At 63.4% G+C, this 20,747-nt stretch carries 16 protein-coding genes; 10 read left to right on the top strand and 6 right to left on the bottom strand.

Translation table 11 applies throughout. From position 1 onward, the window contains the following. The first annotated feature begins 53 nt into the window (after positions 1 to 53). The 4 genes from araB to KSW38_RS21955 are packed head-to-tail and all read left to right on the top strand — an operon-like array spanning position 54 to position 4,910. A complete protein-coding gene (gene araB / locus KSW38_RS21970) occupies positions 54 to 1,757 on the top strand; it encodes a ribulokinase (RefSeq protein ID WP_216927094.1) in 1,704 nt (567 codons plus the stop codon). Continuing rightward, on the top strand, positions 1,754 to 2,461 hold the full coding sequence (locus KSW38_RS21965) for an L-ribulose-5-phosphate 4-epimerase (RefSeq protein WP_216927092.1): 708 nt from the start codon (positions 1,754 to 1,756) through the stop codon (positions 2,459 to 2,461). The genes araB and KSW38_RS21965 overlap by 4 nt, the downstream gene beginning before the upstream one ends. A gap of 35 nt (positions 2,462 to 2,496) precedes the next feature. Then, positions 2,497 to 4,017, top strand: a complete 1,521-nt coding sequence (araA, locus tag KSW38_RS21960) for an L-arabinose isomerase (protein ID WP_216927090.1) — start codon at positions 2,497 to 2,499, stop codon at positions 4,015 to 4,017. After that, entirely contained in the window at positions 4,014 to 4,910 is an 897-nt protein-coding gene (locus KSW38_RS21955) for an aldose 1-epimerase family protein (protein WP_216927088.1), read from the top strand. Before araA ends, KSW38_RS21955 begins: the two co-directional genes overlap by 4 nt. A 69-nt stretch (positions 4,911 to 4,979) precedes the next feature. On the opposite strand, the gene KSW38_RS21950 is transcribed toward KSW38_RS21955, so the two are convergent. Next, positions 4,980 to 5,996 carry a LacI family DNA-binding transcriptional regulator gene (locus KSW38_RS21950; RefSeq protein WP_216927086.1) on the bottom strand — a complete coding sequence of 339 codons (1,017 nt, stop codon included), beginning with the start codon at positions 5,994 to 5,996 and terminating at the stop codon, positions 4,980 to 4,982. Positions 5,997 to 6,121: 125 nt separating this feature from the next. Here KSW38_RS21950 and KSW38_RS21945 point away from each other — a divergent pair, with 125 nt between their 5' ends. Genes KSW38_RS21945 through KSW38_RS21930 form a run of 4 tightly spaced genes read left to right on the top strand, consistent with a single transcriptional unit; the run spans position 6,122 to position 11,219 of the window. Further along, positions 6,122 to 6,523 (top strand): L-rhamnose mutarotase, encoded by a 402-nt coding sequence (locus tag KSW38_RS21945; protein ID WP_216927084.1) that lies wholly within the window; start codon positions 6,122 to 6,124, stop codon positions 6,521 to 6,523. Next, positions 6,520 to 7,701 (top strand): L-rhamnose isomerase, encoded by a 1,182-nt coding sequence (gene rhaI / locus KSW38_RS21940; RefSeq protein ID WP_216927082.1) that lies wholly within the window; start codon positions 6,520 to 6,522, stop codon positions 7,699 to 7,701. The genes KSW38_RS21945 and rhaI overlap by 4 nt, the downstream gene beginning before the upstream one ends. Positions 7,702 to 7,703: 2 nt before the next feature. Beyond that, on the top strand, positions 7,704 to 9,752 hold the full coding sequence (locus KSW38_RS21935; protein ID WP_428982445.1) for a bifunctional aldolase/short-chain dehydrogenase: 2,049 nt from the start codon (positions 7,704 to 7,706) through the stop codon (positions 9,750 to 9,752). A 9-nt stretch (positions 9,753 to 9,761) separates the two neighbouring features. Next, on the top strand, positions 9,762 to 11,219 hold the full coding sequence (locus KSW38_RS21930; protein WP_216927079.1) for a rhamnulokinase: 1,458 nt from the start codon (positions 9,762 to 9,764) through the stop codon (positions 11,217 to 11,219). Between the two features lie 7 nt (positions 11,220 to 11,226). On the opposite strand, the gene KSW38_RS21925 is transcribed toward KSW38_RS21930, so the two are convergent. Beyond that, positions 11,227 to 13,188 carry an FG-GAP-like repeat-containing protein gene (locus tag KSW38_RS21925; RefSeq protein WP_216927077.1) on the bottom strand — a complete coding sequence of 654 codons (1,962 nt, stop codon included), beginning with the start codon at positions 13,186 to 13,188 and terminating at the stop codon, positions 11,227 to 11,229. A gap of 140 nt (positions 13,189 to 13,328) precedes the next feature. Here KSW38_RS21925 and panD point away from each other — a divergent pair, with 140 nt between their 5' ends. After that, positions 13,329 to 13,760: an aspartate 1-decarboxylase gene (panD, locus tag KSW38_RS21920; protein WP_216927071.1), complete on the top strand. Its 432-nt coding sequence runs from the start codon at positions 13,329 to 13,331 to the stop codon at positions 13,758 to 13,760. 161 nt (positions 13,761 to 13,921) lie between these two features. After that, complete coding sequence (locus KSW38_RS21915; RefSeq protein WP_216927069.1) at positions 13,922 to 14,848, top strand: AEC family transporter; 927 nt, start codon at positions 13,922 to 13,924, stop codon at positions 14,846 to 14,848. Positions 14,849 to 14,927: 79 nt separating this feature from the next. Here the strand turns inward: KSW38_RS21915 and KSW38_RS21910 are convergent, their stop codons facing one another. From KSW38_RS21910 to KSW38_RS21895, 4 genes are all read right to left on the bottom strand, one after another. Further along, entirely contained in the window at positions 14,928 to 17,564 is a 2,637-nt protein-coding gene (locus KSW38_RS21910; protein WP_216927068.1) for a trehalase-like domain-containing protein, read from the bottom strand. A gap of 111 nt (positions 17,565 to 17,675) precedes the next feature. Next, positions 17,676 to 18,665, bottom strand: a complete 990-nt coding sequence (locus tag KSW38_RS21905; protein ID WP_216927067.1) for an LLM class flavin-dependent oxidoreductase — start codon at positions 18,663 to 18,665, stop codon at positions 17,676 to 17,678. A gap of 145 nt (positions 18,666 to 18,810) precedes the next feature. Continuing rightward, a complete protein-coding gene (locus KSW38_RS21900; RefSeq protein ID WP_216927066.1) occupies positions 18,811 to 19,740 on the bottom strand; it encodes a threonine/serine dehydratase in 930 nt (309 codons plus the stop codon). A 95-nt stretch (positions 19,741 to 19,835) separates the two neighbouring features. Next, a complete protein-coding gene (locus KSW38_RS21895; protein ID WP_216927065.1) occupies positions 19,836 to 20,717 on the bottom strand; it encodes a helix-turn-helix transcriptional regulator in 882 nt (293 codons plus the stop codon). Positions 20,718 to 20,747 lie beyond the last annotated feature (30 nt).

Here is a 20,747-nt window from a genome sequence, read left to right as displayed (position 1 = left end):
TCTTCCACCCCGACCCCCGGCAATGAGGCCTTGGCCAGCCGGATGGAGACCCCATGAATACCACTGAAAACCTCCCGCTCGACGAACAGTTCGTCATCGGCGTGGACTACGGCACCCTGTCCGGTCGCGCCGTCGTCGTGCGTGTCTCGGACGGTGCCGAGCTCGGCAGCGGCGTGTTCGAATATCCGCACGCCGTTGTGTCCGACCGGCTGCCGACAACCGGTCAGCGGCTGCCCGCCGACTGGGCGCTCCAAGTGCCCAACGACTACCGCGACGTCCTGCGCAACGCGGTTCCGGCCGCCGTCGCCGATGCCGGCATCAACCCAGGCCACGTGGTGGGCATCGCTACGGACTTCACCGCTTGCACCATGGTCCCGACGACGGCGGACGGCACTCCGCTGAACGAACTGGAACGCTTCGCGGACCGTCCTCACGCCTACGTCAAGCTGTGGCGTCACCACGCGGCGCAGCCGCAGGCCGACCGCATTAACAAGCTCGCCGAGGAACGCGGAGAGGCATGGCTTCCCCGCTATGGCGGCCTGATCTCCTCGGAGTGGGAATTTGCCAAGGGCTTGCAGTTGCTTGAGGAAGACCCCGAAGTTTACGGCGCCATGGATCACTGGGTTGAGGCAGCCGACTGGATCGTCTGGCAGTTGTGCGGCAGCTATGTGCGCAATGCCTGCACCGCTGGCTACAAGGGCATCTACCAAGACGGTAAGTACCCTTCGGAGGATTTCCTCACCGCGCTGAACCCGGACTTCAAGGGCTTCGTTTCGGAAAAGCTGGAGCACACCATCGGCCGCTTGGGCGACGCCGCAGGCTACCTTACGGAAGAGGCTGCCGCCTGGACCGGCTTGCCTGCGGGAATTGCAGTAGCCGTGGGCAATGTGGATGCCCACGTCAGCGCCCCTGCAGCCAACGCTGTTGAGCCGGGGCAACTGGTTGCCATCATGGGCACCTCCACGTGCCACGTCATGAACGGTGACGTCCTGCGTGAAGTCCCGGGCATGTGCGGCGTTGTGGACGGCGGCATCGTGGACGGATTGTGGGGCTACGAAGCCGGGCAGTCCGGAGTTGGCGATATCTTCGGTTGGTTCACCAAGAACGGCGTCCCCCCTCACTACCACCAAGCCGCAGCCGCCAAAGGCTTGGGCATCCACGAATACCTCACCGAACTCGCAGAGAAACAGGCAATCGGCGAGCACGGCCTGATTGCCCTGGACTGGCACTCAGGCAACCGCTCAGTGCTGGTGGACCACGAACTCTCCGGCGTCGTAGTGGGCCAGGCACTTGCCACGAAGCCAGAGGACACCTACCGCGCACTGCTGGAGGCCACGGCCTTCGGCACCCGGACCATCGTGGATGCATTCCGTGATTCGGGAGTACCGGTCAAGGAGTTCATCGTGGCCGGCGGGCTCTTGAAGAACAAGTTCCTGATGCAGGTCTACGCAGACATCACGGGCCTCCAGTTGTCGACCATCGGCTCGGAGCAGGGACCCGCACTCGGCTCGGCAATCCACGCCGCAGTCGCTGCCGGGAAGTACAAGGACATCCGCGAAGCGGCAGCATCCATGGCAGCTGCCCCGGGTGCGGTCTACACGCCGATCCCCGAAAATGTCAGGGCCTACGAGGCACTTTTCCAGGAATACCGCACCCTGCACGACTACTTCGGCCGCGGGACCAACAGCGTCATGCACCGCCTGAAGGCAATCCAGCGCGCTGCCCACACCGCCATCACAGAAGGGGTGAACGCATGAGCACGCTCTTGGAAACCATCGCGAAGGTCCGGCGCGAAGTCTGCGAACTGCACGCCGAACTGACCCGCTACAAGCTGGTTGTCTGGACTGCGGGCAACGTCTCCGGCCGGATCCCTGGCTACGACCTCATGGTCATCAAGCCCTCCGGTGTCTCCTATGACGAGCTGACGCCGGAGCAAATGGTGGTCACGGACCTCTATGGGACTCCTGTCAGGGGCATCAACATCGGAAGCGGCGGAACTGTTGACTGGGGCAACCCGGACCTCTCGCCGTCCTCTGACACTGCAGCGCATGCCTACGTCTACCGGCACATGCCCGAGGTTGGCGGTGTGGTGCACACCCATTCCACCTATGCCACCGCCTGGGCTGCCCGTGGCGAGGAGATCCCCTGCGTGCTGACGATGATGGGCGACGAATTCGGCGGTCCGATCCCGGTAGGCCCGTTCGCGCTGATCGGAGACGATTCGATCGGACAGGGAATCGTGGAGACCCTCAAGAACTCCCACTCCCCCGCCGTGCTCATGCAGAACCACGGGCCCTTCACCATCGGCAAGGACGCAAGGTCCGCGGTAAAGGCAGCCGTGATGTGCGAGGAAGTAGCAAAGACGGTGCACGTCTCCCGGCAACTCGGCGAACCCCTCCCCATTGACCAGGCCAAAATCGACTCGCTCTACAACCGCTACCAAAACGTCTACGGCCGCTAAAGCGGACGTCCACCACACTTTCAGGAGCCATCAACATGCCCAGCGCCAACAACACGTCCCTTGATCAGTACGAGGTCTGGTTCCTCACCGGCAGCCAGCACCTCTACGGCGAAGATGTCCTCAAGCAGGTCGCCTCGCAATCGCAGGAGATTGCCAACGCCCTCAACGATTCCTCGGACGTGCCGGTCAAACTCGTGTGGAAGCCGGTCCTCACGGATTCCGACGCCATCCGACGCACCGCGCTGGAAGCAAACTCCAACGACTCCGTGATCGGCGTGACCGCCTGGATGCACACGTTCAGCCCGGCCAAGATGTGGATCCAGGGCCTGGACGCCCTGCGCAAGCCGCTCCTGCACCTGCACACGCAGGCCAACCGCGATTTGCCCTGGGCCGATATCGATTTCGACTTCATGAACCTGAACCAGGCAGCCCACGGCGACCGCGAATTCGGGTATATCCAGTCGCGCCTCGGCGTGCCGCGGAAGACCGTCGTCGGGCATGTCAGCAATCCTGAGATCGCCCGCCAGGTGGGCGCTTGGCAGCGTGCATCGGCCGGTTGGGCCGCTGTGCGGACGCTGAAGCTGACCCGGTTCGGTGACAACATGCGCAACGTCGCCGTCACCGAAGGCGACAAGACCGAAGCCGAGCTCCGCTTCGGCGTCTCGGTCAACACCTGGTCCGTGAACGAGCTCGCCGATGCCGTTCACGGCGCGGCGGAGTCCGACGTCGACGCCCTGGTTGCCGAGTATGAGCGCCTTTACGAGGTGGTTCCGGAACTGCAAAAAGACGGCGCGCGCCACGAATCGCTGCGCTACAGCGCGAGGATCGAACTCGGTCTCCGCAGCTTCCTTGAGGCAAACGGCTCGGCCGCGTTTACGACGTCGTTCGAGGACTTGGGCGAGCTCCGCCAGCTCCCCGGCATGGCCGTTCAGCGGCTCATGGCCGACGGCTACGGCTTTGGCGCCGAGGGCGACTGGAAGACCGCCATCCTGGTTCGCGCCGCCAAGGTCATGGGCGCGGGCCTGCCCGGCGGCGCATCGCTCATGGAGGACTACACCTACCACCTCGAGCCCGGCTCGGAGAAGATCCTTGGCGCACACATGCTCGAGGTTTGCCCGTCCTTGACCGCCAAGAAGCCGCGTGTGGAGATCCACCCGCTGGGCATTGGCGGCAAGGAAGACCCCGTACGCATGGTGTTCGACACGGACGCCGGCCCCGGGATTGTGGTCGCACTGTCCGACATGCGCGATCGGTTCCGCTTGGTCGCGAACGTGGTGGACGTCGTCGACCTCGACCAGCCACTGCCCAACCTCCCGGTGGCCCGCGCACTGTGGGAGCCCAAGCCCAACTTCGCCACGTCGGCCGCAGCCTGGCTCACTGCCGGCGCCGCGCACCACACTGTCCTGTCCACGCAGGTGGGCCTGGAGGTATTCGAGGACTTCGCCGAAATCGCCAAGACTGAACTCCTGACCATCGACGAGGACACCACCATCAAGCAGTTCAAGAAAGAACTGAACTGGAACGCCGCTTACTACAAGCTGGCCGGCGGCCTGTGAGCACCGAATTTAGCCTGAGCGCGGGCGGTTACACGGCTGTTGTGACCGCCCGCGCGGCTGCCTTGCGAGTCTTGCAGTATCAGGGCCGCGACCTCGTGGTTCCCTTTGCGGCTGGCGAAGCAATCCCGGATTACCGGGGAATCATCGCGGCGCCGTGGCCCAACCGGATTGCCGACGGTACCTACCGCTTCGATGGCACGGTGCATCACTTGCCCGTCAACGAACAGGACCGGGGCACATCGTTGCACGGCCTCGCGTTCCCGCTCGACTGGACCCTGAAGGAGTCCGACGCCGGTTCGCTGACCTTGACGTGCACCTTGGGGCCGAGCACAGGTTATCCGTTCGCACTGGAGCTTTCGGCCCGGTACGTGCTGGACGACGCCGGGCTGCACACGCGGGTGACTGCCCGCAACGCTGGTGACGCACCGGCACCGTACGGAGTGTGCCCGCACCCTTATCTTGTGGCTGGTTCTTCGCCTCTGGATCAGTGGGTCCTCGACTTTCCTGCGGATAGCTTCCTTGAGGTAACCCCTGACAGGCTGCTGCCCGTTGGTATTGTGCGAGTTGAGGGCCATGCTTTCGATTTCCGGACCCCGCGCTCTCTTGGGGGCACCGAGATCGACCACGCCTTCACCGGAATTACCTTCGACGACGGGCTGGCGCGGCTTTCCCTGCGCGACCCGGCGGGCACCGGCGTCGGGATGTCCTGGGACGAAAGCTGCCCGTGGCTGCAGATCCACACGGCAGACAAGCCGGCACCACTCCCTAACCGCCTGGGCCTGGCCGTGGAACCGATGACCTGCCCGCCCGACTCGTTCAACAGTGGTACGGACCTGATCCGGCTGGAACCCGGCGCATCGCATAGCGCGTCCTGGACCATCTACGCGCTGTAACGTCCCGCGGCACCCAACTGAGTCGCATTAGTGCGCGTTTTGAAGGCTCATAACGCGCACTACTGCGACTCAGTTGGGTGAGCCGGCCGTGCTTTGGCGCACCACGAGCTCCGGCGTGAACACCACGGCCCGGTGTTTGGTTCCGCCGCTTTCCTGCTCCTCCGCCAGCAACTCGATCGCCGTGCGACCCAAGGCCTCCGTGGGCTGGCGGATGGATGACAAAGGCACCACGGCGGAGACGGCGAAGTCGATGTCGTCGTAACCAATAAGGGCAATGTCCTCAGGGATTTTCACTGTCCGGAGCATGGTCAACGACTGCATAACGCCGAGCGCCAGGAGGTCGTTGGAACAGAACACGGCTTCCGGCCTTTCGCCTGGCGCCCGCTCCACCAGGTCGTTGCCCACTTGGCGCCCGGCAAGGACGGTCTGACCTGCGGAGTCCAGGACCTCAATCGTCGCTCCTGCTGCTTCTGCGACTGCCCGTTGCGCGCCGCTGAGTCGGTTGGCTACCTGGCGAATTGATGGGGTGCCAACAAAAGCCAGACGACGGCGGCCCGTGTCCAGCAGATGCCGGGCGGCAAGATATCCGCCTTCTTGGTCATCCACTGAAACTGAGCTGCACCGGTCGGTATCGGCGAGTTGGTCCACCAGGACAGTTGGCACGCCACGTTCGCGCAGCGTATCGATCCGATCCGCAACGTCCCCTACAGGCGAGATCAGCAGACCCTGGACACGCTGTTCCTGGAACAGGTCCATGTAGTGCGCTTCACGGGAAGCATCCTGGCCGCTGTCCCCTACCAACACCACGCTACCCAGAGCTGTAGCTGCATCTTCTGCGGCACGAGCAACCGAGGAGAAGAACGGGTTGCCCACGTCCAGCACGATCAATCCGATGGTCCGGCTCTGCCCTGCCCGGAGTTGACGGGCGGCGTCGTTCCGGACGAAACCGAGTTCGGCGATGGATTTGAGGACGCGTTCCTTGGTCCGTTGCGATACGCGGTCCGGATAATTCAGCACGTTGGAAACAGTTCCCACGGCTACTTGTGCGTGGGTGGCAACGTCTTTGATGCTCGCTGTCTGGGACATGCTTTCCAATCTCCGCTGGTTGTCATCGATATGCAGGGAACGCCTTGACACCCTCCTTCTTGCGAGGGTAATTTGAATCGTAACAAATGAAACGATTCAAAGACGAGTGACCTGGAGAACCGCACATGAGGGTCTGTTTCCGCTCTTCCGTCCAGCCGGAGTTGATGGACGAATACAAGCGCCGGCATGCAGCCGTTTGGCCGGAGATGCTGCACGCCCTCAAGGACGCGGGATGGAACAACTACTCCCTCTTCCTGGCTTCGGATGGCCAGCTGATCGGATACCTGGAATGCGATGACTACCAGGCGGTCCAAGCCCGCATGGCACTAACGGACGTCAACGCCCGCTGGCAGGCCGAGATGGCAACCCTGTTCTCGAACGGCGACCTGCCTCCGGACCAGGGATTCGAAATCGTCGAAGAAGTTTTCAATCTTGAGGACCAGTTGGCCGCCGCGAACGGCGTCACAAACTCCGCCGCCCCAGTACATACAAACGCCACCACCGGACACCAGAAGGAACAAGCATGAACACCACAGAGTCGGCCGCCACAGAGTCGGCCCTGGGCCGCCTGGGAGAACTGGCCATTGAAGTGCCGTCCTGGGCCTACGGGAATTCGGGGACACGGTTCAAGGTCTTCGGCACACCCGGTACCCCGCGCACCGTCCAGGAAAAGATCGCCGACGCCGCCAAGGTCCATGAGCTGACAGGCCTTGCGCCCACAGTCGCCCTGCACATTCCGTGGGACAAGGTTGATGACTACTCTGCGCTGCGGTCGTTTGCGGAAGGTCTGGGCGTTGGACTGGGCACCATCAACTCCAACACGTTTCAGGACGACGAGTACAAATTCGGTTCCCTGACGTCCTCCAACGAGTCCGTGCGCCGCCGTGCGATCGACCACCACCTTGAGTGCATCGAGATCATGCATGCCACCGGATCAAGGGATCTGAAGATCTGGTTGGCCGATGGCACCAACTACCCGGGCCAGGACGATATGCGCGGCCGGCAGGACCGCCTCGCGGAATCCCTCCAGGAGATCTACGCGGCCCTCGGTGATGAACAGCGCCTGGTGTTGGAGTACAAGTTCTTCGAGCCGGCTTTCTACCACACCGATGTTCCGGACTGGGGCACCTCCTACGCGCAGACCCTTGCCCTGGGCGATAAGGCCTTTGTGTGCTTGGACACCGGCCACCACGCTCCAGGGACCAACATTGAGTTCATCGTGATGCAGCTGCTGCGCCTGGGCAAGCTGGGATCCTTCGACTTCAACTCCCGTTTCTACGCCGATGACGATCTCATTGTTGGCGCAGCCGATCCGTTCCAGCTTTTCCGCATCATGCACGAGGTAATCCGCGGTGGCGGCTTCGGGAAGGATTCAGGCGTTGCCCTGATGCTGGACCAGTGCCACAACCTGGAAGAGAAGATCCCGGGCCAGATCCGCTCGGTCCTGAACGTCCAGGAAATGACGGCCCGCGCACTGCTCGTGGATACTGCCGCACTGTCCGAGGCACAGCGTGCCGGGGATGTTCTGGCTGCCAACGGTATCTTCAACGATGCTTTCTACACCGATGTCCGCCCGGTCCTGGCCGAGTGGCGTGAATCCCGCGGCCTGCCCGCCGACCCGATCGCTGCCTACAAGGCCAGCGGCTACCAGAAGAAGATCAACGAGGACCGCGCTGGCGGCCAGCAAGCCGGATGGGGCGCATAAGCATGACCACGCATGAAACCAACAAAACTGTTGAAGACCTGATCACCCGTTCCAACCGCCTCGGCGCGGACAAGCGGAACACCAACTTCGCCGGCGGCAACACCTCCGCCAAGGGGGTCGAGAAGGACCCTGTCACCGGCCAGGACGTCCAGCTGCTGTGGGTCAAGGGCTCCGGCGGCGACCTCGGCACGCTGAAGGCGGAGAACCTCGCTGTACTCCGGCTGGACCGGTTGCAGGCACTGAAGTCCGTTTACCCCGGCGTCGAGCGTGAAGACGAAATGGTGGCTGCGTTCGATTACTGCCTGCACGGCAAGGGCGGCGCGGCTCCCTCGATCGATACCGCCATGCACGGCTTGGTGGACGCTGCGCATGTTGACCACCTGCACCCCGATTCGGGTATCGCGATTGCGACGGCGGTGGATGGTGAGGCGCTGACCTCAAAGGTATTCGGGGACAAAGTTGTGTGGGTTCCCTGGCGTCGCCCCGGTTTCCAGCTCGGCTTGGACATCGCCGCGATCAAGGAAGCAAACCCGCAGGCCATCGGCACCATCCTGGGCGGCCACGGCATCACCGCCTGGGGCGCCACCAGCGAAGAGGCTGAGGCCAACTCGCTGTGGATCATCGACCAGGCAGAGAAGTTCATCGCGGAGAACGGCAAGGCCGAGCCTTTCGGTCCCGCCCTGCCGGGTTACGGCGCCCTCCCCGAAGCCGAGCGCCGGGCGAAAGCGGCCGCCCTGGCCCCTGTAATCCGCGGCCTGGCCTCCACGGACAAACCGCAACTGGGGCACTTCAGTGATGCCGCCGTCGTGCTTGACTTCCTTGAATCCTCCGAGCACCCGCGGCTCGGCGCGCTTGGCACCTCCTGCCCGGACCATTTCCTGCGCACCAAGGTCAAGCCCCTGATCCTGGACCTTCCCGCGGACGCGTCAATCGAAGATGCGGTGAACCGGTTGAAGGAACTCCACGCCGAATACCGTCAGGATTACCAGGCCTACTACGACCGCCACGCCGACTCAGATTCACCCGCATTGCGCGGAGCCGACCCGGCGATCGTGCTCATCCCCGGCATGGGCATGTTCTCCTTCGGCAAGGACAAGCAGACCGCACGCGTTGCCGGCGAGTTCTACATCAACGCCATCAACGTGATGCGCGGCGCCGAGGCCATCTCCACCTACGCCCCGATCGAGGAATCCGAGAAATTCCGCATCGAGTACTGGGCCCTGGAAGAAGCCAAGCTCGCCCGCATGCCCAAGCCCAAGTCCCACGCCACCCGCATCGCGCTGGTGACCGGCGCGGCGTCGGGCATTGGCAAGGCGATCGCAACACGCTTGGCGGCCGACGGCGCGTGCGTTGTGATTGCCGATCTGAACCTTGAGAACGCGCAAAAGGTGGCCGAGGAACTGGGCGGATCCGACGTCGCGATCGGCGTCCAGGCTGACGTGACCGACGAAGCCCAGATTGCAGAAGCGATCCAGGAAGCCGTGCTCGCGTTCGGCGGCTTGGACCTGGTAGTCAACAACGCCGGGCTGTCCATCTCCAAGCCGCTGCTGGAAACCACCGAAAAGGACTGGGACCTCCAGCACAACGTCATGGCCAAGGGCTCGTTCCTGGTTTCCAAGGCCGCGGCCAAGGTCATGATCGACCAGGGCCTGGGCGGAGACATCATCTACATCTCCTCCAAGAACTCCGTGTTCGCCGGTCCGAACAACATCGCCTACTCCGCCACCAAGGCAGACCAAGCCCACCAGGTCCGCCTGCTCGCTGCTGAACTGGGCGAGTTCGGCGTGCGCGTCAACGGCATCAACCCCGACGGCGTGGTCCGTGGCTCCGGCATCTTCGCTGGCGGCTGGGGCGCCAAGCGTGCTGCGGTTTACGGTGTGGACGAGCAGGAACTGGGCAAGTACTACGCCCAGCGCACACTGCTGAAGCGGGAGGTGCTGCCGGAACACGTTGCCAACGCCGTCTCCGTGCTCACCAGCAATGAGCTGTCCCACACCACCGGCCTGCACATCCCCGTGGACGCGGGCGTTGCTGCCGCCTTCCTGCGCTAGGGCTGCCAGATGGTCAAAGGAACCACCGCGAACAGCAAAGCAGTCTTCGCGGCAGTGGATATTGGCGCCTCTTCCGGTCGCGTCATGCTGGGCCGCGTCTCGCCCACTTCGGGTGTGGCCCTCGAGACCATCCACCGCTTCCCCAACGGAGTTGTAGAGCTCGACGGCGGCCTCCGCTGGGACTTCGACGCCCTGTTCGCTGAGGTACTCAAGGGCTTGTCCGCCGCCGCTGCCGTTGCGAGTGGGAATGGTGAGCGCATCCTCAGCATCGGCATCGACACCTGGGCGGTGGACTATGGATTGGTGAACGACGCCGGGAAACTCACCGCGCAGCCTTACAGCTACCGGGATGAGCGCAGCCGCGCGACGGTTGAACGCGTGCACTCTGCGATCTCCCCGGAGAAGTTATATGCCACAACGGGTTTGCAATACCTGCAGTTCAACACGCTGTACCAGCTGGCAGCGGAACCGAAGCTGGATGGTTTGCAGGCTCTCCTCATCCCGGACCTGTTCGCCTTCCTGCTCACGGGAGAACGCCGGACGGAGGCTACAAACGCCTCCACCACAGGGCTCTTCAATGCTGAGACGGGAGAGTGGGCCACCGAGTTCCTGGACGCACTGGGCCTGCCGGGAGACATCTTCCCTCCGCTCATCCAACCCGGCGAAACCGTGGGCACGCTGCTGCCCTCGGTGCTTGAGCAAACAGGGCTGCCCGCGGACACAGTTGTGGTGGCCGTGGGTTCGCATGACACCGCCTCGGCCGTCGCGGCTGTCCCCGCTGAAGTGCCGGACTTCGCCTACATTTCCTCGGGAACGTGGTCCCTGGTGGGGGTGGAGCTGGACGCTCCCGTGCTCAGCGAAGCAAGCCGTAAGGCCAACTTCACCAACGAACGCGGCGTGGACAGCACCATCCGGTACCTGCGGAATGTCGGCGGGCTCTGGCTGCTCAGCGAGTGCCAACGTGCTTGGGCGGCGCAAGGGTTCAGCCAATCGCTGACCTCGCTGCTGGACGCGGCCGCCGCTCTTTCCGCCGACGGTCCACGAATCAACGCCGACGACCCCGTCTTCACAGCTCCGGACAACATGCCGGACCGCATCCGCGCAGCCGTGCGGAACACAGGTTCCGTGCTTGCGGACCGGCCTGCCGCCGTCGTGCGTTGCATCATGGACAGCCTCGCCGCCGGTTACGCCCGCACATTGGCCGACGCCGAGCGGCTCACCGGCCGCAGCACCAGCGTGGTGCACATTGTGGGCGGCGGTTCGCAGAACCGGCTCCTATGCCAACTGACAGCGGACGCCACTGGGAAGCCCGTGATCGCCGGGCCCATTGAGGCGACGGCGCAGGGCAACGTCCTGGTTCAGGCCCGCGCGGCAGGAGTGGTGACCGGTGGGCTCAAGGAACTGCGTGCCCAGGTGGCGGCGGGAACAGAGCTGGAGCGTTACGAACCGGCAGGGGCGCTGGTGTAACGAATGGTCAGGCGATGACCGTCATGACGTTCCAGCCAACCCCCACCAGCACTCGGGGCAGGTATCCGCCCGATGGCCTCCCGGGATACAGCCAGAGATTTCCGGTGCCGTCGCGGGCCAGGAGGTCTGGCTGGTCGTCGCTGTCGAAGTCCCCTGGGGTCACCATTGCGGTCATCCCGTTCCACTCGATCCCCACCAGCATCCTGCTGCGCCATTCCCCGGCTGTGGTCCGTTGGTAAAGCCAAAGCGTGCCTGCGCGATCCCGGGCGAGGATGTCATTGCCGGCTTCATTAGTATTGCCCGGACCGAGGATCGCCGTCATCTCGTTCCACCCCGTGCCGATCCTGGTACGGGGCAGCCAGCCGCCGGTGCCGTCGCCGGGATAAAGCCACAAATCACCGGCACCGTCACGGGCGACTATGTCCGTCTTGCCATCGAAGTTGAAATCTCCGGGGGTGACGACGGCGGTCATCGAGTTCCAGCCCGTACCCACCTTGGACCGGGGCAGCCAGTCCGAGGCCCCGTTTCCGGGGTACAGCCAGAGGTCGCCGACACCGTCGCGCGCCAGGATGTCCGGAAAGTGGTCGCCGTTGAAGTCCCCCGGGGTGGCGATGAGGTTCATGACGTTCCAGCCGGAGCCCACCTGCTTGCGTGGGAGCCAGCCTGTGTTGGCGTTGCCAGGGTAGAGCCACAACGCACCGTTCCCGTCCCTGGCCAGGACGTCGGTGGCGCCGTCCGAGTTGTAGTCCTTGCGGATATGTTCAATGACCGGGGCGCGGAGAACCAAGATCCTGTTTCCGTCGATGAACGTCCCGTAGCCTTTGCTTCCGCCCGGCTCGAGGATGAAATTCTCGGGATTCTCACCCATGAACTCCGTTCCCAGGAATTTCTGCGAAGGCAAGGCCCTGACCACGGCAAAGGTTCCCACTATGTAGAGCCGGGTGCCATCCACACTGACCCGCACTACGGGCTTGTCCCGCCCTACGTACCCGTTCTCGAGTGCCGTGGAGGTGTTGTTAACGAGGTCCAACGTGACCACGAAATAGGCGCCAGCTTCGAAGCGACCGTTGACGTATCTGCCGGGTTCCTGATCCACCGCGTAGCCGGTTTTGCCGTCGGGAGTCAGTGCGGGCAGGGACGGCTCACTCGTCGTTCTAATGGTCCCGACCAACGCGTCGGTAGCAACGGACATCACGGAAAGACCGCTTTCCTGGGTACTGCTGAAGGTGAAGTAGACCCGGGATCCGTCCGCCGACAAGGCTCCGCCGTAAACCCCCACGGGGACCGGGACAGTTTTGCTGACCGTGTTCGTTGCAGCGTTGATGACGGTGACGGTGTCATCAAACAAGTTCGGGACATAGACTTTCGCGCCATCGGCTACGATGACTGGCCTGCCGGGGCCCGACCCCACCGGCAACACCGTTTTGATTTTCCTGGCAGTGACGTCAATGACAACCACGGAGCCGGCCGATAGGGATTCGTCCGACACGTACACGGTGGCGCCGTCCGGCGAAACAGCCAATTTCCCGGCTTTTTCCATGGGTACCGCACCAGTGACCCGCATCGAAGCCACGTCAATGATCGTCACGTTCGGAATACCAATGCCGGCAGCTACGAAAGCGGTCGTTTCGTCCCGTGAGAGGACCATGTCACCTGCGCCGGGAACGTCCACACTCGCAACGACGGTGTCGCTGGCAACGTCGATTGCGTGGAACTTATCGCGGCCCGCCGCGAAGGCACGCGACCCGTCACCGTTGAACGCAATGGATCGGGCAGGTACGGCAATGCTGGACGGCGGCTCGAGGGTCGCCGTCGGAACGGCGCTGCCTGGGGCCAGGGCTTGTGGGAAGGCCACGGGCTCCGTGTTGGCTGCGGGTATGAATCCTGTCACCATCACAAATGCCATGACCACGGCGGCTACGCCCACACGGATGTTCGGCGCGCGGAAAAGCCCTTTACTTGAACCCATGAATCCCCCCGGCTTCCTGCGTCGCGGATCTGAGCATCCGACGCCGATCGTCAAACAGTATCGATGGGCGGCGGCAAAAACCAGAGGCGTCTGGTACGTCACAGCGCCGGATGAGGGTGCCGCGCTAAACTGATCGCATTATGATCCGCACAATGTTCAAGTCCAAGATCCACCGCGCAACGGTGACCCATGCCGATCTTCACTACGTCGGTTCGGTCACTGTCGACCTTGACCTGCTGGACGCGGCTGACATCCTCCCGGGCGAACTCGTCTCCATCGTGGACGTCACCAATGGTGCCCGGCTGGAGACCTACACCATCGCCGGCGAGCGCGGTTCCGGCGTCATCGGGATCAACGGCGCGGCTGCCCACCAGGTTCATGTAGGGGATGTCGTCATCCTCATCACCTATGCGGAGATGACCACGGAAGAGGCCCGGGCCTACGAACCCAAGGTTGTCCACGTTGGTAAGGACAACCAGATCCTTCAGCTCGGTAACGACCCCGCTGAGGGCCACACTCCCGGGCTCATGCGTCCCCCACACGCGCTGAGCAACGCAGCGCACCTCAGTTAACCCGGCCAAAAGCCAAACCTCGACGTCGGCACTCACCAGAGTGCCGACGTCGAGCCTTTAGTGTCCGTATGACGGAACTCTCGCGAGAAAACGCTTACTCAGATCGTATTTATGCCTAAGCTGTTGTTCGTGACCCAACACCTCCCCGCCCGCACGCCCTCATGATCGGCGTCCTGTCCGGGTTCTTCGTGGTGTGGGCCATCATCCTGGTGGGCATGTTCGTTGGGCGTCGCGAAATCCTGGGTGAGAACGCCCGCTCGGTCCTGAGCTCGTTGACGTTCTTCGTCGCAAGCCCTGCACTGCTCTTCGAAACCCTGAGCAAGGCCAAGCTGCACGAGGTATTTGCCGCCCCACTGCTGGTCACTGCGGTGGGGGCCATCATCACTGGTCTGTTGTTCTTCCTGATAGTGAAGTTCTGGCTCAAGCGCACCATGCCCGAAGCCCTGATGTCATCGATGAGTGCTTCCCTGGCCAACTCGGCGAACCTGGGTATCCCGATCGCCGTCTTTGTCCTGGGCGACGCGAGCTATGTGGCGCCGCTGCTGATCTTCCAGCTCGCGTTCTTCACACCGATGTACTTGATGGCGCTCGATGCCAGCACCAGCACCCACCGCACCACTCCCCTGCGGTTCCTGCTCATGATCGTGAAAAACCCGATGATCGTGGGCTCGGGGCTTGGGCTTCTGGTGGCAGGAACTGGTTTCCAGGTGCCTACGCTCATTCTGGAACCCATCCACCTCATTGGCGGCGCCGCGATTCCGGCCATGCTGATGGCGTTCGGCATGAGCCTGAACGGATCAAGGCCTTTGCAGAAGGACACCGGACGGCGCCTGGACACGCTGCTGGCCAGCGGGTTTAAGCTGTTCGTGCACCCTTCAATCGCTTATGTGTTTGCCCGCTTTGCCTTGGGGATGGACGGGCATGCCCTCTTCGCCGTGGTGGTGACCGCGGCGCTCCCGACGGCCCAGAACGTGTTCGTCGCCGCCACCCGCTACCGCGCCGGCGTCACCGTTGCCAAGGACACCGTGCTCATCACGACCATCGTCGCGGTGCCAGCGATGATCGCCGTGGCGCTGCTGCTCACCTGATTGCCCCGCCTCCCCCAACTAGGTCGCATTTGTGCGCGTTTTGGGCGCTCAAAACGCGCTCAATTGCGACTCAGTTGGACTACTCGACGTCAGCGCTGGCCAGATAATGGTCAAGGAGCTGTGCACACCGGATGAAGCCCAGGTGGGAGTATGCCTGCGGGTGATTACCCAGGTGCGTTTCCGAGGCAGGATCGTATTCCTCCGGTAGCAGGCCAGTAGGACCAAACAAAGCCACCAGTTGGTTGAACAGCTCCAGAGCATCGTCCAAGCGTCCAACAGCAAGGTACGCCTCGATCAGCCAGGTGGTGCAGATGTGGAAGCCGCCCTCCAAACCCGGCAGGCCGTCGTCGTACCTGTACCTAAAGACGGTGGGACCCACACGCAGTTCGCGCTCAACGGCCGTTACGGTATCCAGGAACCGCTGGTCCTGGACATCTAGCAGGCCGGACAAGCCGATATGCAGCACTGCGGCATCCAGATCAGGGCTGTCATAGGCCACGGTGAAGGACTGCGCGGACTCGTCCCAGCCCTGCCGTAGGACTTCCTTCCGGATCCTGGCAGCTGTCGGCGCCCAGTCCTCGTGCGCCACACGACCATGCAAAGCAGCGGTTCGCAAGGCCCGGTCCAGCGTTACCCAACACATGACCTTGGTGTATACGTGGTGCCGTGGTGGTCTACGAGCTTCCCAGATTCCGTGGTCTGGCTCGTGCCAGCGGGCAATGACGGCGTGGGCCATCTGCTCCATCAGGAACCAGTGGTCATCCGGCAGGTACCCGCGCCGCTCGCCAAGATCGTGAATCAGCTCGGCTATCGGGCCAAAGACGTCCAACTGCACCTGGTGGTCGGCCGCGTTCCCGATCCTCACCGGACGCGAACCGGCATAGCCTGGAAGGCTCTCGACGATCGCTTCCGTGGACAGTGGAGCACCGGTCACCGAGTACAGCGGGTGGAGCCACTCCGGCCCGGGCGCAGTTTCCAGGATGCGGCCAAGCCAGCGGAGGAACCCGTCGGCCTCGTCCGTAGAGCCCAAGCTCACCAAGGAATTAACGGTCATGGAACCGTCCCGCAGCCAGCAATACCGGTAATCCCAGTTGCGCGTCCCGCCGATTCCCTCCGGCAGGGACGTAGTTGGTGCCGCAAGGACAGCACCCGTGGGCTCATGCACCAGCGACCTCAGAACCAGCGCAGAGCGCCGCACCAGTGAGGTCTTGATGGTGGGCAGCTGCAGCGTCTTGACCCACTCCCGCGCAGACTGCCCGACGGCGGCACGCCGCGCCGGCTCTCCAACCGGGTCCGCGGGTGGCGGCTCTGTGTCACCGCAGCGCAGGTTCAGCACCACAGGACCATATTGCAGCGGCACTTCAGCGGTGGCCGTGGCGTACCTGCCGTCGCTGGTGATCTGGAAGGCAACCCCTGGCGCCGAGAGGATGATGGGATCCGAGGTGCCCATGATGTGGACTTCCTCGCCACGGATCTCCATACTGAAGGGCGCAGTGGCATAGTCCGGCCGGGGCGCGAACACTATCCGGGCCGTACCCGTGCCGGACAGAACACGGACCAGGCTGGTGATGCCTTCAGGTGCGGGCTCAAGATAGTCCGTCACGGTGACGTCGGCCCAACGGGTCTCCACGATCATGGTGTTGTCCACATAGCGCTGGGCGAGTACTTGCGAACGCTTGACTGGTTCGATGCTGAAGTGGCCCGCCGGTTCACCGCCCAGGATATGCGCAAACAGGGACCCCGAGTCCGGCAAGGGGTGGGTCATCCAGCAAACCTTGGCGTCAGGGGTGAGCAACGCCGTTGACGTGCCGTTCCCGATCATCGAATGCCGCTCCAGCCCCACGGCGTCCTCGCCGAACAGCCACGCCCGCCGCAGTTCGAACAACAAAGCCAGCACACGTGCAAAGGCTTCCGGATCCGGTATGGTGTGTGCCGCCGTCGTACTCCCGGGCCCGACGTGAAGGCCAAGGTCAGGGCCGCGCAAAGTGGCGAGCGCCTTTTCGTCGCTTTCGGCGTCGCCCGCGTATAGGGCAGCGCTCACACCCAGGCGCGAGCGAAGCTGCTCCAGGGCCTGGCCCTTGGCCGGTTCCTCAACGGTAAGGTCCAGCACGGAGCCGTCGATGATGAAATAGAGCCCGTACTCAATGGCAATCTGCTGGGACCGGAAGATGACGCGTTCCACCACTTCCGGCGTCGCGGGCCGGGTGTGGACAGCAACGCCCACCGGCTTGCGGACGATGCTGATGCCCTTCTCAAAAGCGACCGCTTCAGTCAATGCCGTGGCTACCTGCTGGAGCAGGGTTTCCGTGGCCAGGGACAGGGTATACGCATAGCCCATGTCGAACTCAACGCCGTGGGAGCCCACCAAATGAACCTCCGCAGGCAACCTGGACACCGCCGCCAGGTCGCGCAAGGACCGGCCCGAGATGATGGCCGTATGCGTATTAGGGAGTGCTGCGAGCGCACGGAGAGCCACAGCGGCGCTGTCCAGCGGCAGGGTCTCGGTGGAGGTTCCTTCAGCTGAACAAAGAGTGCCGCCATAGTTGCACGCCACCAGCAAACCCGGGACGCGGGCAATGGCCCTAAGCTCCGCCATCAACTGGGGTGTGATGCCCTGCTGCGCGTCCGTCCGGAGCAAGGTCCGGAGCAGGCCAAGCGGCAGCGAGTTCATCAGCAGCGCAGAGTCTGCGGCTGATTGATTTAAGGGCGTAGGCATAGCGGATCCTTCCACTGCGGATAGCTATAGTCTCCGCCTGTGGAGTTTCGGCGTCATGCCCAAATCATTGCAAATGCGTAAAGCTTTCGAATTTATTTTCGATGCCGGCCGCTACGCCCTCACAAGCCCCGCAACTTCGGCAACCAGTTCCACCGAGCGCAGGCGTTCCTGGGTGCCAATGCTCTGGTGGGCGACGATGAGTTCGTCCGCATCGGAGTGCTTGGCGAACTCGTCAAGGTAGTCGCGCACAACGTCCGGCGTACCGACGGCGGAGTACTTCATCATTTGGGAAATGTGCTGGCCTTGCGGGGAATCCAGCACCATATCCGCTTCGTCATCCGTGAACTGCCGGCCGCCGCCAAAGAACAGCGAGACACGGGCACGCTTCACGGCGAGATGGATCGCCTGGGCCTCGGCATTGCTGTCCGCTGCAGTGACGTTAACCCCTGCGATCACGTGCGGTTCGGACAGCTGTTCCGAGGGCTTGAAGTCCCTGCGGTAAATAGCCACGGCATCCTGCAAGGCGGCAGGCGCGAAGTGCGAAGCGAACGCGTAGGGCAGACCAAGCTGCGCAGCCAGCTGTGCCCCAAACAGCGAGGAACCCAGGATGTACAGCGGCACGTTGGTGCCCTTTCCCGGGGTCGCTTCGACACCCTGGATACGAGTAGGTCCGGTGAGGTAGCCCTGCAGTTCCAGGACATCCTGCGGGAAAGCATCCGAGGACGTATGGTCGCGGCGAAGCGCACGCATGGTGTTCTGGTCACTGCCCGGGGCGCGGCCAAGGCCTAGATCGATGCGTCCCGGGTGCAGGGTCTCCAGGGTGCCGAACTGCTCGGCGATAGTCAACGGCGAGTGGTTGGGAAGCATGACGCCGCCGGCCCCAAGCCGGATGGTGTTCGTGTGGGCGGCGACGTGCGCGATCAGCACACTCGTGGCCGAGGAAGCGATGGCTGACATGTTGTGGTGCTCGGCGTACCAGACCCGGCGATAGCCCAGCTCTTCGGCCTTCTGCGCCATGGCAACGCTGCCGGCGAGGCTTTCCGCCACGGTCTGGCCCTTTCCGATGGTTGCCAGGTCCAGGATGGAAAGAGGAACAGTCACGGGGATGCCTTTCGGTACGTTTCGCGGCACCCGCACTGTTGGTTGGCGGGCACTCTAGCGACAACGACGGCGGTCCCCGGCTTATTTCTGTGAGTTGCGTCGCGCAGGGGCTACTTTCGCCGCGTCCCTGAATCCACGCGCCCTTTTAGAAGTGCGCTGGATCCGTGTTGGCGCCGCAGAGAACGACGGCGAACGTCTCACCATCCTTGGGCACGTACGCACCGGAGAGCAGCGCGGCGTAGGCTGCAGCCGCGCCATGCTCCACCACCATTCGGTACTCCTCCCACAGCGTGCGGCGGGCCTGGACGATGTCCTCGTCGCTGACCAGCACGCTCTGCACACCCGTGCGACGCGCAACACCGAATCCGATCTCCCCGATGCGCCGGGCCCCCAGGGAATCCGCGGCGATTCCGGAAACTGCCACATCCACCGGCTCTCCCTTGGCCAAGGCGGTGTGCAGCGTGGGAACCGTCTCAGGCTCGACGCCCACCACATGTGCCCGGCCTTCAACGGCCGCGGCAATGCCACCCATCAACCCGCCCCCGCCTACAGCAACCAGGATGGTATCGACGTCGGGCAATTCGTCCAGCAGTTCCAGGCCAACGCCGCCTGCGCCGGCCACAATCTCGGGCTGGTCATAGGCGTGGCAATAGACCGCGCCTGTTTCCTCGGCGAACTTCACGGCTGCAGCGTAGGCCTCGGCATACTCAGAGCCTCCTTGGACCACGCTGGCCCCGATGGCGTACAACTTGTGGACCTTGTTGGCAGGTGCGGACTCGGGGACGAATACCGTAGCGGGAACGCCCAGCTTCGAAGCCGCGTAGGCGTTGGCCAGGCCAGCGTTCCCACCGGACGCCACCACAATGCCAACCTCTGGGTTCAGTTCGCCATTCTCCCGCGCCGTGAGCAATCGATTGAACGCGCCCCGGGCCTTGAACGTTCCGGTGTGCTGCATGTACTCGCACTTGAACCAGAGGTGATACGGCTCCTGGTTGCCGCTTTCAGCCACCGGTGTGTGCCGTACCCAGCCTGCCGTCCGTGAGTATGCTGCCTCTACTTCTTCGCGTGTGACCATCGTGTGCTGCACCTTTCGTCCGTTTCATCCTATGGTTCGGGCGGTGGTGCTGGGGCGTCGAACAATGGTCAGCACCGTGGACGGTCAGTGAAGGTTCATTTCTTCTCGTTAACTGCAGCTTCCGTAGTTTCGCGTTGCGTCGCTACCCAGCTGGCGAGGACTTTCAAGGCGTCCTCTGAGGTGGTGTTGGGGTCGGCGGTATAGACGTTGATCCTCAGCCCCGGGTCTGCGGGCAGCTCAAGGGCTTCAAAGGTGAGATCCAGGTCCCCCACCACCGGGTGGTGAAGCCGTTTGCGCCCAGTGCGGTGATACTTCACATCGTGCCGGGCCCAGCGTGTGCGGAACTCTTCGCTGCGGGTGGAGAGTTCACCGATCAGGTCCGTGAGGTCCTTGTCGTAGGGATTTTTCCCCGCGGTGGAGCGCAGAACCGCGACTATGTCATCAGCTGCCCGTTCCCAGTCGGCGAAGAACTCCCGGGCTTTGGGATTCAGGAACGTGAAGCGTGCACTGTTGGGCGGCTTGGTTTCTTCGGCCATCAAATCCATGTACAGGGCGTTGCCCAGCTCGTTGGAGGCCAGGACATCCCCGCGGTCGTTGCGTACCCAGGCCGGCGCAGCGGTGATGGCGTCAATGACGCGCTGGACACTGGGCCTCACTGTCTGCGGGCTGCGCTTGCGCCGCACCCGAGGAGCTGCAGTGGCAGCACGGGCCAAGTCGTATAAGTGGGCGGTCTCCGCTTCGTCGAGCTTCAATGCTCGGCCCAGTGCTTCAAGGACACTGTCCGAGGCGCCGGAAAGGTTTCCCCGCTCAAGGCGGATGTAGTAATCGATACTCATGCCCGCGAGCATCGCGACTTCCTCACGGCGCAGCCCCGCGACCCGCCGGTTGCCGCCGTACGCGGGAAGCCCGGCCTCCTCAGGGGTGATCCTTGCTCGGCGCGAGGTCAGGAACTTCCGCACATCATCGCTGTGTGTCATGGCCTCCACGCTACGCTGCGGCTCCCCGGC

It is taken from the genome of Paenarthrobacter aromaticivorans, assembly GCF_019038615.1.
Taxonomy (GTDB): Bacteria; Actinomycetota; Actinomycetes; order Actinomycetales; family Micrococcaceae; genus Arthrobacter; species Arthrobacter aromaticivorans.
This window is presented reverse-complemented; position numbering and strand designations above follow the sequence as displayed.

What these genes read in the sequence shown, in the direction of transcription:
- KSW38_RS21935 (WP_428982445.1), top strand. Translation starts at nt 7,704, where the DNA reads ATGACCACGCATGAAACCAACAAAACTGTTGAAGACCTGATCACCCGT.
- KSW38_RS21965 (WP_216927092.1), top strand. Translation starts at nt 1,754, where the DNA reads ATGAGCACGCTCTTGGAAACCATCGCGAAGGTCCGGCGCGAAGTCTGC.
- KSW38_RS21925 (WP_216927077.1), bottom strand. Translation starts at nt 13,188, where the DNA reads ATGGGTTCAAGTAAAGGGCTTTTCCGCGCGCCGAACATCCGTGTGGGC.
- rhaI (WP_216927082.1), top strand. Translation starts at nt 6,520, where the DNA reads ATGAACACCACAGAGTCGGCCGCCACAGAGTCGGCCCTGGGCCGCCTG.
- KSW38_RS21950 (WP_216927086.1), bottom strand. Translation starts at nt 5,996, where the DNA reads ATGTCCCAGACAGCGAGCATCAAAGACGTTGCCACCCACGCACAAGTA.
- KSW38_RS21910 (WP_216927068.1), bottom strand. Translation starts at nt 17,564, where the DNA reads ATGCCTACGCCCTTAAATCAATCAGCCGCAGACTCTGCGCTGCTGATG.
- KSW38_RS21915 (WP_216927069.1), top strand. Translation starts at nt 13,922, where the DNA reads ATGATCGGCGTCCTGTCCGGGTTCTTCGTGGTGTGGGCCATCATCCTG.
- araA (WP_216927090.1), top strand. Translation starts at nt 2,497, where the DNA reads ATGCCCAGCGCCAACAACACGTCCCTTGATCAGTACGAGGTCTGGTTC.
- KSW38_RS21895 (WP_216927065.1), bottom strand. Translation starts at nt 20,717, where the DNA reads ATGACACACAGCGATGATGTGCGGAAGTTCCTGACCTCGCGCCGAGCA.
- araB (WP_216927094.1), top strand. Translation starts at nt 54, where the DNA reads ATGAATACCACTGAAAACCTCCCGCTCGACGAACAGTTCGTCATCGGC.
- KSW38_RS21900 (WP_216927066.1), bottom strand. Translation starts at nt 19,740, where the DNA reads ATGGTCACACGCGAAGAAGTAGAGGCAGCATACTCACGGACGGCAGGC.
- KSW38_RS21930 (WP_216927079.1), top strand. Translation starts at nt 9,762, where the DNA reads ATGGTCAAAGGAACCACCGCGAACAGCAAAGCAGTCTTCGCGGCAGTG.
- panD (WP_216927071.1), top strand. Translation starts at nt 13,329, where the DNA reads ATGATCCGCACAATGTTCAAGTCCAAGATCCACCGCGCAACGGTGACC.
- KSW38_RS21945 (WP_216927084.1), top strand. Translation starts at nt 6,122, where the DNA reads ATGAGGGTCTGTTTCCGCTCTTCCGTCCAGCCGGAGTTGATGGACGAA.